Origin of the sequence: Acholeplasma equirhinis, assembly GCF_017052655.1 — a bacterium.
Taxonomy (GTDB): domain Bacteria; phylum Bacillota_I; class Bacilli_A; order Acholeplasmatales; family Acholeplasmataceae; genus Acholeplasma; species Acholeplasma equirhinis.
The window spans coordinates 862,408-873,714 of record NZ_JAFIDC010000001.1; the positions used below are offsets into that span (position 1 = coordinate 862,408).

The 11,307-nt window shown below is 32.9% G+C and carries 11 protein-coding genes and 1 riboswitch; all 11 genes read right to left on the bottom strand.

What is annotated here, in order from left to right:
- Positions 1-7: 7 nt before the first annotated feature.
- Positions 8-571, bottom strand: a complete 564-nt coding sequence (locus JV173_RS04030) for a regulatory protein RecX (protein ID WP_205735005.1) — start codon at positions 569-571, stop codon at positions 8-10.
- Positions 568-1,440 carry a YitT family protein gene (locus JV173_RS04035; protein ID WP_205735006.1) on the bottom strand — a complete coding sequence of 291 codons (873 nt, stop codon included), beginning with the start codon at positions 1,438-1,440 and terminating at the stop codon, positions 568-570. The genes JV173_RS04030 and JV173_RS04035 overlap by 4 nt, the downstream gene beginning before the upstream one ends.
- Position 1,441: 1 nt before the next feature.
- Entirely contained in the window at positions 1,442-2,530 is a 1,089-nt protein-coding gene (prfB, locus tag JV173_RS04040) for a peptide chain release factor 2 (protein ID WP_205735007.1), read from the bottom strand.
- 5 nt (positions 2,531-2,535) lie between these two features.
- Positions 2,536-5,001: a preprotein translocase subunit SecA gene (gene secA / locus JV173_RS04045; protein ID WP_205735008.1), complete on the bottom strand. Its 2,466-nt coding sequence runs from the start codon at positions 4,999-5,001 to the stop codon at positions 2,536-2,538.
- Between the two features lie 38 nt (positions 5,002-5,039).
- On the bottom strand, positions 5,040-5,492 hold the full coding sequence (locus JV173_RS04050; RefSeq protein WP_205735009.1) for an NUDIX hydrolase: 453 nt from the start codon (positions 5,490-5,492) through the stop codon (positions 5,040-5,042).
- On the bottom strand, positions 5,493-6,419 hold the full coding sequence (locus JV173_RS04055) for a DUF3137 domain-containing protein (protein ID WP_205735010.1): 927 nt from the start codon (positions 6,417-6,419) through the stop codon (positions 5,493-5,495).
- 74 nt (positions 6,420-6,493) lie between these two features.
- Positions 6,494-7,054: a LemA family protein gene (locus JV173_RS04060; RefSeq protein ID WP_205735011.1), complete on the bottom strand. Its 561-nt coding sequence runs from the start codon at positions 7,052-7,054 to the stop codon at positions 6,494-6,496.
- Between the two features lie 48 nt (positions 7,055-7,102).
- On the bottom strand, positions 7,103-8,263 hold the full coding sequence (gene metK, locus JV173_RS04065; RefSeq protein ID WP_205735012.1) for a methionine adenosyltransferase: 1,161 nt from the start codon (positions 8,261-8,263) through the stop codon (positions 7,103-7,105).
- 63 nt (positions 8,264-8,326) lie between these two features.
- Positions 8,327-8,424: riboswitch (SAM riboswitch) on the bottom strand.
- A gap of 55 nt (positions 8,425-8,479) precedes the next feature.
- Entirely contained in the window at positions 8,480-9,802 is a 1,323-nt protein-coding gene (locus tag JV173_RS04070) for an HD-GYP domain-containing protein (RefSeq protein ID WP_205735013.1), read from the bottom strand.
- 6 nt (positions 9,803-9,808) lie between these two features.
- Positions 9,809-10,393, bottom strand: coding sequence for a phosphatidylglycerophosphatase A family protein (locus JV173_RS04075; protein ID WP_205735014.1), 585 nt, complete (start codon positions 10,391-10,393; stop codon positions 9,809-9,811).
- Complete coding sequence (gene fmt, locus JV173_RS04080) at positions 10,386-11,300, bottom strand: methionyl-tRNA formyltransferase (protein ID WP_205735015.1); 915 nt, start codon at positions 11,298-11,300, stop codon at positions 10,386-10,388. Before fmt ends, JV173_RS04075 begins: the two co-directional genes overlap by 8 nt.
- Positions 11,301-11,307 lie beyond the last annotated feature (7 nt).

Here is an 11,307-nt window from a genome sequence, read left to right on the forward strand (position 1 = left end):
GATAGAATTATATTCTCATGAGACTTTGAACTTTTTCTTCACTAAATCCTTGAGAAACTAAATTTCTATATATCTTTTCGTTTTTCTTAGGATATTGTTCATTAGCATATTTTTTCAAAGCGACTGCAAAAGCTTTTTTAAGTGCATAAGATTCATCATAATCTTCTAGTGCTTTATCAATTTGTTCACTATCTAATTCATAGTGCTGTAATTTTGATAAAAGTTTTTGATATGAATAACCTTGACGTTTTAGATAGGCGATTAACTGCCAATCATTAATAACTTTATCACGCTTTAATCTTTGAATCATTTCATAGGTATTTTGCATCCCATGTTCGTTTAGATATTTAATCATTTGATTCTCAGATTTACCATATGAAGCGAAGCGAATTGCTTTATCGTAAAGTTTATTTTTTTCAACTTCTTTTTTAATTAAACTGATATTATCAACATCCATACCTGGTAAGAGTTTATTGTTGACAATTGTATCTTCATCAACAATCAATTTTTCACCATTCTCAAAAACGATTTGATAGTTTTTCTTCAGTTTCATTAAAGTTTTAATTTTCATGAAATATCATTCCTATGGAAACCATCACCTAAAACTTCTTTAGTATTAAATATTAATGTGAAAGCTTTTGGATCAAGTTCACTAATTTTATCTTTTAACATGTAAAGCTCTTGTCTATTAACCGTTGTGATTACAAGTTCTTTTTCATGACCAGTATAACCACCGGTTGCTTTTAAGAATGTTAAACCACGATCAATATCTTTTAAGATATACTTTTTGATTTCTTCTGTTTTTTCACTAATAATCATAAGTGCAAATGCACTTCTTCCCATAATCGCAGTCTTATTAATCATAAAGGCTGTAATAAACATTGTGAAGATTGCGAATATTCCATTTTGGAAACTGACTAACATACCAAATAAAATTATAATTCCATCTGTCACATAGACTGCAACTGTGAATGGTACTTTTAAGTATTGATTGATTGCTTTTTGGAAAACATCCATACCACCTGTGGTTGCGTTGTTTCGTAAAACAAGACCAATTCCAAGGCCTACTAACACACCACCACCAAGTGCTGCAATTAAGACATGATTGTTTTGATCAATTTGATCTAAAACTAACCAATCAGAAATTTCTAAAAGTTCAAATACAGAAACTAAGAGTGGTGCAAGAATTGTTGCATAGATGGTTCTCACAAAAAATTCTTTACCAAAAAGTGTTGCACCTAAAATTAATGCAACAATGTTTAATACAAAATAAATTGTACCTACGGATATTGATATCATTGGCTCTAGCAACATTGATACCCCCATCATACCACCAATGACTAATCCAATTGGTTGTAGAAAGAAGTAAAATCCAATGTGCAGTGCAAAGACTCCAAGTGTAATCAAACTATATGATTTGAACTTCTCTTTAAATTTCATCTTATTTCACCTTAAGAAATGCAGTGATGAAACCATCAATATCACCATCCATTACGGATTGAATATTACCAACTTCATAATTGGTACGATGGTCTTTTACCATTTGGTATGGTTGGAAGACATAAGATCTGATTTGGTTTCCCCAACCAATTTCTGTCTTTTCACCTTTAATATCATTGATTTCTTTTTGTTTAGCTTCAATTTCAAGTTGAATCAATTTTGATTTTAAAATTGTCATTGCAGCTTCTTTATTTTTTATTTGACTTCGTTCGTTTTGCATTGAAATAACAATCCCAGTTGGTAAGTGAGTTAATCGAACTGCTGAATATGTTGTATTAACAGATTGTCCACCTGCACCTGATGATTGGAACGTATCAATACGTAAATCTTCGTCTTTAATTTGAATCTCAACATCATCATCAATTTCAGGTGCAACATCACATGAGACAAATGAAGTATGACGACGCTTGTTCGCATCAAAAGGCGAAATACGGACTAAACGATGGACTCCACGCTCTGCTTTTAAGTAACCATAAGCATAAGGTCCAGAGATACGCATAGTAACTGATTTTACCCCTGCTTCTTCACCTGGAAGATAGTTTAAAAGTTCAACTTTAAAACCTTTTAATTGGGCATATCTTTGATACATACGCATCAGCATAGAACACCAGTCCATGGATTCTGTACCACCTGCTCCAGGATGAAGTTCTAAAATTGCATTTGAGTCATCGTATGGTTCATTAAGTAAAATTTCAACTTCAAAGTTAGATAACTTATGGTCTAAATCTTTTAATTCATCTTCAACGATTTCCCAAGCTTCAGTACCTTCTTGAGATTCTTCTAACCACATCGTAAGATCTTCATATTGAGCTTTAAGTTTTTTGATCATATCTTTTTTGTAGTTAAGTCCTGTTGCTTCTTGGGTAACTTTCTTAGCACGATTTGGATCATTCCAAAAGGTTGGTTCATGCATCAATTCTTCTAATTCTAAAAGACGTGCATTGAGCACGTCTAAATTAATTGCTTTTTCTAAATCATTTATTGAAACTTCAAAACGTTCTAAAGTTTTATAGACTTCATACTTTTCCACAAAAACTACCTTCTATTCCACGGCATTTGGTTTCTATGTACTTTGATTACTTTAGGTTTATCTTTTTTAGCTTCACTACCTTGGTTTGTAGAAGTGTTTTTAACAACTGCTTCTCTTGAAACATTTAATTGAATTTGACCAAGACATGCATAACGGCTGACGTCTCTTGAAATGTTATAAAGCATTTCATCAAATAAACGTTTACCTTCTCTTTGATAAATAATGAGTGGGTTTTGTTGACCATATGATTGTAGTCTTACGCCTTGACGTAATTCTTGCATCATATCGATATGACGCATCCAATAGGTATCAATCACACGAAGCATAATAACCTTTAAGAATTCATTATAAACTTCAACAGGAACTTTATCTTTCTTATCTGTTAAGAGTTTAACTGCGACTTCTTTTAAGTAACTTACAATAGAAACTTCATCTAATGTTTGTAAATGTGCTAAATCAAGTGTTTCTTTTGGTAAAAGTAAGTTTTCAAAGTGAGCTTTAATTTGTTCATCTTTGATGTCATATTTACCACGACCAACTTGTTCAATGTATGGATCAAGTTCTGATTCCACTACATCTTCGATAAACTTAATGACTTTATCTTCGACTGAAGTTTCAGTTAAAACAGATGTTCTTTGTTCATAAATGATTTCTCTTTGTAGACGTAAGACATCATCATAACGTAGGACGTTCTTACGCACTTCTGAGTTGTAACCTTCTGAACGTTTTTGAGCACCAGTAATTAAGTTTGTAATAATTTTTGATGTAACAGGTTGACCTGTTGTTTGAGCTTTTTGTAATGTACCAATAATCGTTTTAAAACGATCACCACCACGGCGAATCATTAATTCATCTTCTGCAGATAAATAGAATCTAGTGAAACCTGGGTCGCCTTGACGACCTGAACGTCCTCTTAACTGATTGTCAATACGGCGTGCTTCATGTTTTTCAGAACCTAATACAGCAAGACCACCAAGTTCTTTAACCCCATCACCAAGTTTAATGTCAGTACCACGACCAGCCATATTGGTTGCAATCGTAACAGATCCTTTTAAACCTGCTTTTGCAATAATTTCAGCTTCTCTTTCATGGTTTTTAGCATTTAAGACTTCGTGTGTAATTCTTCTTTTTCTAAGTTGCATTGAAAGTAATTCAGAAGTTTCAACTGCAACCGTACCAATTAGAATTGGTTGACCAAGTTTATGGCGTGCTTCAACCTCATCCACTAACGCATTATATTTTTCTTCTGCTGTAACAAAGAAGAAATCTGGTGCATCTTGACGGATGACTGGTTTATTGGTTGGAATTTCAACAACTTGCATATTATAGATTTCAATAAATTCCGGTTCTTCAGTCTTAGCAGTACCTGTCATACCTGAAAGTTTTTTATACATTCTAAAGAAGTTTTGATAAGTAATTGTTGCGACTGTAACAGTTTCTTTCTTAACTTCAACACCTTCTTTAGCTTCAAGTGCTTGGTGTAGACCTTCTGAGAATTGTCTACCTCTTAAAATACGACCTGTAAATTGGTCAATAATTAAGACTTCACCATCAAGCACCATGTACTCTTTATCTCTTGACATTGTGAAGTTAGCTTTTAAAGCATTATTAATGTGGTGTAAGAGAGAAACATGTTTTAAATCGTACAAGTTATCAATACCAAATAGACTTTCAGCTTTTGAAATACCCACTGGAGTTAATTCAACTGTGTTTGCTTCAACATCATATTCATAATCTTCATCATTAAGTGATTTAACAAATCTATCTGATTGTTGATATAGGTTTTGAGATTGTTTTGCTGGACCAGAAATAATTAATGGTGTTCTTGCTTCATCAATTAAGATGGAGTCAACTTCATCGATAATTGCATATGGATAGCCGCGTTGTGCAACCATATCTTGATGATATAAAACCATGTGGTCTCTTAAATAGTCAAAACCTAATTCTGAGTTCGTAGAATACATAATATCGCAATCATAAGCTGCACGTTTTTGAGTTCTATCATAATCTCTTAAGTTTAAACCAACACTTAAACCTAAGAACTTAAATAAATCACCAATTTCACCTTCAGCTTCACGTTTTGCAAGGTATTCGTTGACTGTAACAATATGTACACCCAATCCGTTAAGTGCATTTAAATATGCTGGCATAACCGCAGTTAAAGTTTTACCTTCACCAGTTTTCATCTCAGCAATATTACCTTCATGAATTGCAATACCACCCATAACTTGGACAAAATACGGTGTCATTTTTAACACACGTGTAGCTGCTTCACGAACGGTAGCGAAAGCTTCAACTAAAATGTCGTCTAGCGTTTCACCGTTTTTTAATCTATTTCTAAAAAGTTCTGCTTGATTACGTAATGCCTCATCTGACATTGCTTTCATAGTATCTTCTAAAGCAAATACTTGAGTTGCAATCTTTTTATATCTCTTTAGTGCTTTTTTTGATGGATCAAATAATCCAAACATCGTCATCACATCCTCTTATCTTTTATATGATACCTTATTTAGCGATTTCTAGCAATATACTCTTTGAGTATAAGGACATTGTGTGATATTAAACTATCCCATGGAATCTCATCTAATTCAAACCATTTAACCTCTAAAACTTCGTTTAAATCGAGTTTGATTTCTCCAGTCCATTTAGATACGATAAAGATGTTATCGACTAAATATACAATATCTTCATTCGGGTATTTGATTTTAAATTCTTCCCCGCTAAATACTTTAAAAAATTGAAACACTGTTGGTGTCAAACCAATTTCTTCTTTGACTTCTCTTTTCATTGCATCTTCAATCTTTTCACCAAGTTCAAGTGCACCACCATGAATAGCCCAACAATTTAAATCCGTTCTTTTTTGAAGAAGGATTCTATTCTCTTTTATCATAATTGCAGCTGCACTCACCATGATTAAAGGTTGATGTCCAACATATTTTCTTAAATCTCTGATATAACTCATTTAAACCTCATCATTAAATTTAACGCGGTCTAAACCAAATCTATCGACAATTTCACTGATGATTACAATGTCTTTATCGTATAGCTTAACACCTTCATCATTTAATGGAATTGATAATTTTGGTTCTAATCTGTCTGTACTGTCGTTAATTGCTATATGCAGTTCATCACCACGCCACAACATTGAAAGTTCACCTTTAAATGAAGCTTCTAATTGTTGTAAGCGTTCAATCATCATCGGTGTGATGATATAGAATGCATGATGTTGGTCTGTTGATTGAACAGAGAACTTCTTATTAAATTCGATGGATTCAGTTTCAATTTTCTTAAATCCGCTTGGTGCAAAGTTAAATCCTAAAAATGATTTTTCAACAATTCTAATTTGATGTGCAAATCGTTTTGGGAATTTATAAATGAACCAACGACCTCTAAAATAAGTTTGATAAGTTACATGTGTATTACCTTTTGAATCACGTGTCACATGTCGCTCTTCTAATTTAAACTCAGAAACTCTAAACTTAATATTTTTATATGTTCCTGAAATATAATCTTCACCATTCCAACGATCAGGGCTTTTAACAAGTCCTGTTGATAAGATTTCTTGTAAATTAATTGCTTGATTTGGGAAATACATCACATCTTCGTAACGATTTTTTAATAGCGTAAGAATAACTTGTGATTTAAATTTCTCACGAAATGGTTTTGATGCTGCTTGTGATGAAACCTGAATAATAAATCCTACAATTAATAAAGCAATTCCAATAAAAAACATGATTGGAAGTGAACCACCTTGTAACTCAGTTAAAAATGAAATCACAAGTAAAACTGCACCAATTATATAAAAAGGTATCGCTAACTTTGTTGCCTTCTTTTGCTTAGCAATGATAGCTTGACGTTCTTGTTCAAGTGCTTCGAGTTCTTTGATCATGTGTTACCCTTCCTTTTACCAAAAAAAGCAGAAACTAAAAATAGATTTCTGCTTTCATGCTTAAAATTCTAACTTCAGAAATTAAAATCGACGTCTTGTCTCTTAGCTACTTCAGCTTCGAAGAAATCACGTTTAGTGAATTTTTTCCAACCTGCAACTAAGCTTGCTGGGAATGTTACTAAGTTTTGATTGTAAACAGAAACATTTGAGTTGTAAACTCTTCTTGCAGCTTGTAAGTTTTCTTCAACTTCCATCGTAGCGTTTTGTAAACTTAGGAAGTTTTGTGAAGCTTTTAAATCAGGATATTGTTCAACAACAACATTAAGTTGTGACATACCTTGAGTTAAAGCATTTGCGAATTCTTGTTTTTCTGCAATTGATGCATTTCTAGCAGGTTGACGCATTGAGATAACTTTTGCTAAAGTTTCTTGTTCATGCTTCATATAACCTTTAGTTGCTGAAACCATTTTAGTCAATAGATCAAAACGTTTAGTCAACGCAACATCAATTGAAGACTCAGCCTCATCAATTTTAACTTGTTGTTGTCTAAAACTGTTAAGCGTTGAAATGTACCAGCCAAAGAAGATTAAAGCGAGTACTAAAATAATACCTAAAACAATTAATAAAACATCCATTTTTTATATCTCCTTTATAAAAAAGTTTCTTTTGACTCACTTGTTATTTTATAACAAATCGCTAAAAATATCAATTAAATCTATTTGTTCCCAAGAAAATATTTCATCCTGTTTTCCAAAATGACCAAAATGAACAGTTTGCTTGAAAATCGGACGCTTTAATCCAAGTTTATTGATAATGGATTTTGGTGTCAATTTAAAGTTTTTTTGCAGTCTTTCTTGGATGAGAGAATCGCTTATTTTAGCAGTTCCAAAGGTGTTTACATAAAGTGCTACAGGTTCTGCAACGCCAATTGCATAAGCAAGTTGAATTTCACATGTTTTTGCGATACCTGATGCAACAACTTGTTTAGCTAAATAACGTGCCATATAGGATGCTGAACGGTCAACTTTAGATGCATCTTTACCTGAGAATGCACCACCACCATGACGTGAATATCCACCATATGTATCAACAATCAATTTACGTCCTGTTAAACCTGAATCACCAACTGGTCCACCAATCACAAATCTACCTGTTGGATTAATGTAATACTTTGTATCTGCTCTTAAAAGTTCTTGTGGTAGTACAGGTTTAATGACATGTTCCATGACATCTTTTTTAACTTCAGCTAATGATTTTTCATCATAATGTTGGGTCGATACAACAACTGCAGTAATTGATAATGGTTTATGATCATCGCTGTATTCAACAGATACTTGAGACTTACAGTCTGGTCCTAAACCTTTAACGATACCTTGTTCTCTAACATATGCTAGACGTTTTGTTAATTCATGCGCAAGATAAATCGGAAGTGGCATTAAACTTTCTGTATCATCTTTTGCATAACCAAACATAATACCTTGGTCCCCGGCACCTTGTTCTTTATCGTCTTTTTCATCAACACCCATTGCAATATCAGGGCTTTGTGTATTTAAGTTCACATGATAAGTTGCAGATTCTGCTTCGAAAACAAAACGCTTATCATTATATCCACAAAACTTAATCGCTTCTTTAGCAATTTCAATAATCTTATCTTTAGATAGGTCTGCTTTAGTTGTTACCTCACCAAAGATATAAACAGTCGTATTTGCAAGTGCAGTCTCAATTGCACATCTTGAATTTGGATCTGCTTCTAAACAGTAATCTAAAATACTATCTGCAATATAATCAGATACTTTATCTGGATGTCCTTTACCAACGCTTTCACTTGAAAAAATATAACTCATGCTTTCTACCTCTTTCTTGACCAAAAAAAATCGCTTCCAACAAGGAAGCGTCTTTATAGCCATTCCTTATTGTTGGGTCTCCCCCTCTTGGTTTAGCACCTAATTTAATAGGTTGCTGCAGGATCATTGGAACCAGTCGCCTAGCCTGCTCTTAATAAGATTCTATTTAGTTCGTAAGTATGATACTCTATTTGAAAATAAATGTAAACAGTTATGTTAAAGATTGTTATATAATTCGTTCATTTCTTCGTTATACTTCAAGAATGTTTCTTTTAAATTGTAATCGAAGTAACCAATAAGTTCTTTATTAAAGAACTGTAGTGACTGTTGATGTGAATAAGGTCTATGATAACTTGAAATACTACGCAATGAAATGTAACAGTCTGCAAGTAAGATGATTTGAGAAATAATCTCTGGTTGAATCTTCTTCATATCGTCCATAAAGGATTGATTGGCATCGCCTTCATGATGACGTCGCATCATTTCATTACATTTTTGTGCAAGTTGTAATCTCTTACCAATCTTTGATCCAAGATCAGTTTTCGTTTTAATTAAATCATACGTATGTTCATCATAAGTATCTGTATCCATCATTAAGTCTTTGATTTCATCAAATCTTAAATGAATTAAACTATACTTTTCTAAGTCTAATTTTGATTCTTCATCTAAATTATAATAATTTGCCAGTTTGCTTGAAACAGTCGCTACTTTTTTAGCATGTTGGGGATCTAATAAGGATTGTGCACTTTGGAAAACAACGTTAAATAAATTTCTAACGATATGAGTGAAATCCCCTTGGACTTCTCTACGTTTTGATAATTCTTTTTTACGTTCTTCTTGAATCGATTGACCAATCGAAACAATGATGTAGTTAACTGCATAAAAGAAACAGAAAATAATCGTTCTTAAAATTAATGCACCAAATTCCTTACTCATTTGGCTGCCTTCTGTAAAGAGTTCACTGGCAAACTCTTGCCAAGTTAACTCTAATGCAAAGAAATTGTATGTCACAGCAAGATGAATCAGTGTTGTAAATCCAAACAGTGACATAAATGAATTTGCAAGTAATCTCTTATCTTGATAAAGTGAGATTTCAACTAAAGCATAATAAATTAAGACATAGCTTGCAGTTTCAAAAAGTGAATTTTGACCTACCGCATAAATTCTAACATAGACAAGCATTGCTGATATGAAGATCCAAAAACTGGATACATACATTGCAATCTGTTGTTTGGTTAAGTCATTATGGTCTAAGTCAATCAATTTTGATTGTAGTTTACCAACTGCATAAGTAATTGGCAGTGATGCAATCGCAAATATCCAGTCAGTTGTTGGGTTAGCAACCGAAAAACCTAAAACAAAAAACACCACTGAATACAGTAAGTTAGATACAAAAACTATGTTTTTAATAACGACATTTCTTCGATAAAGTACTGCAACATCATTTGCAATATCAATGCCGTTTTCAAATCCAAAGTACTTTGAAAAAAGTCGTTTAATTAGACCCTTTAGTGTTTTCTTAGGTTTCCCTAAATCCATGATTACTTACTTACCCTTTTTTTCTTCTTCGATTTCGAAAATGTTTACTTTATGATAGTGAGGGTTTTCTAGAGCGGCATCTTCATTCATAACTTGTGCAACACGCGTTGATGCAGCAGCTGCAATAGAACCAACAATGTCATCCATTAAAGTATGTACAGTGCCTGGTTTTTTACCTTCACGATTTAATTTATCAACAATACCACGTTTGTTAACATCAATATCCCCGAAGTTTGTTTGACCAATTGCACCATAAAGTCTTGCAACATCTAAACCTAAAACTTCATCAAGACCAAATAGACCATAATCATAATATAAAATGTCTTGGATAGGACCTTTAAACATTTTTTCTTCAGCTAGACGGTCAACTTCAGATGCAAATTGAATGTGGTGGAAAACATCTCTAAAAGTTAAGATTTTTTCAACTGATTCAACGCATAGTTGAAGTGAAACTTCTGGGTAATACTTTCTTTGTTGTTCATACGCAATTTGTGCAATGTCACCAATTGTGACACCACCACGAGATTTTAATGCTTCAATGTTTAGTTTTAACATTTCTTCGCGATTATACGCTAACTTTTTATCATCCATTGATGATTCCTCCGTTTTCAAACAGTGTTTGTCCATTTAGGTAATCACGCACAGGCATGAGTTTTTTACCTGCTTGTTGAATTAAATCTAATTCAATTCCACCGTCAAGACAACCGATTACCAAGCGTTTTCCAATGATTCTAATCTCACCTGGATTTAAATCCATTATATCACTCTTATGTGATTTAAATACCTTAACTAACACATTTCGGTAAACAAAGTGTGCTCCAACATTTGGTGATAATCCACGTATTCTGTTATGATTCCAAAAAACTGTTTTATTAAAATCCAGTGCTTCATCTTCATATTTTAGTGTGAATGCGAAAGTGACTTCATCTTCATTTTGAGGAATAGCTGTATAATTTTTGGCTAAAACTTTATCGATATTTTCTTTTAAAAGATCACGGCCAATATATGATAATTTTTGACTTAATGTACCATAGTCATCACTATCTAATATCTCAATAGTTCGCTTTTCAATCATCGCACCACTATCCATCTTAAATGCCATTTCCATTAAAGTGATACCTGTTTCTTTATCGCCATTAAAGAGGGCGTATTGAATTGGTGCACCACCTCGATATTTTGGTAGTAAAGAACCATGAATATTCACAGCAGGAATTGTATCCAGCAAAGCTTTTGGAAGTATTTGACCGTAAGATGCAGTGACGATTAAACTTGGTTTTTTATCAATAACATATTGATAATCCAATCTTAATTTTTCAGGCTGAAAAACTTCAATACCATAAGATTCAGCAAGTTGTTTAACAGGTGATTTTTGTAGTTCTTTTTTTCTACCAACGACTCGATCTGGTTGTGTTACAACGAGTCCTACTGGATAATTTTCTTTGATTAACATTTCTAGAATTGGTACAGAAAATTCAGGTGTACCCATAAATACGATCATAATTACT

Bases quoted from the DNA above. Each gene is read 5' to 3' on its own strand.
- JV173_RS04055 (WP_205735010.1), bottom strand. From the start codon at position 6,419: ATGATCAAAGAACTCGAAGCACTTGAACAAGAACGTCAAGCTATCATT.
- JV173_RS04035 (WP_205735006.1), bottom strand. From the start codon at position 1,440: ATGAAATTTAAAGAGAAGTTCAAATCATATAGTTTGATTACACTTGGA.
- JV173_RS04070 (WP_205735013.1), bottom strand. From the start codon at position 9,802: ATGGATTTAGGGAAACCTAAGAAAACACTAAAGGGTCTAATTAAACGA.
- secA (WP_205735008.1), bottom strand. From the start codon at position 5,001: ATGTTTGGATTATTTGATCCATCAAAAAAAGCACTAAAGAGATATAAA.
- JV173_RS04060 (WP_205735011.1), bottom strand. From the start codon at position 7,054: ATGGATGTTTTATTAATTGTTTTAGGTATTATTTTAGTACTCGCTTTA.
- metK (WP_205735012.1), bottom strand. From the start codon at position 8,263: ATGAGTTATATTTTTTCAAGTGAAAGCGTTGGTAAAGGACATCCAGAT.
- fmt (WP_205735015.1), bottom strand. From the start codon at position 11,300: ATGATCGTATTTATGGGTACACCTGAATTTTCTGTACCAATTCTAGAA.
- JV173_RS04075 (WP_205735014.1), bottom strand. From the start codon at position 10,393: ATGGATGATAAAAAGTTAGCGTATAATCGCGAAGAAATGTTAAAACTA.
- JV173_RS04030 (WP_205735005.1), bottom strand. From the start codon at position 571: ATGAAAATTAAAACTTTAATGAAACTGAAGAAAAACTATCAAATCGTT.
- JV173_RS04050 (WP_205735009.1), bottom strand. From the start codon at position 5,492: ATGAGTTATATCAGAGATTTAAGAAAATATGTTGGACATCAACCTTTA.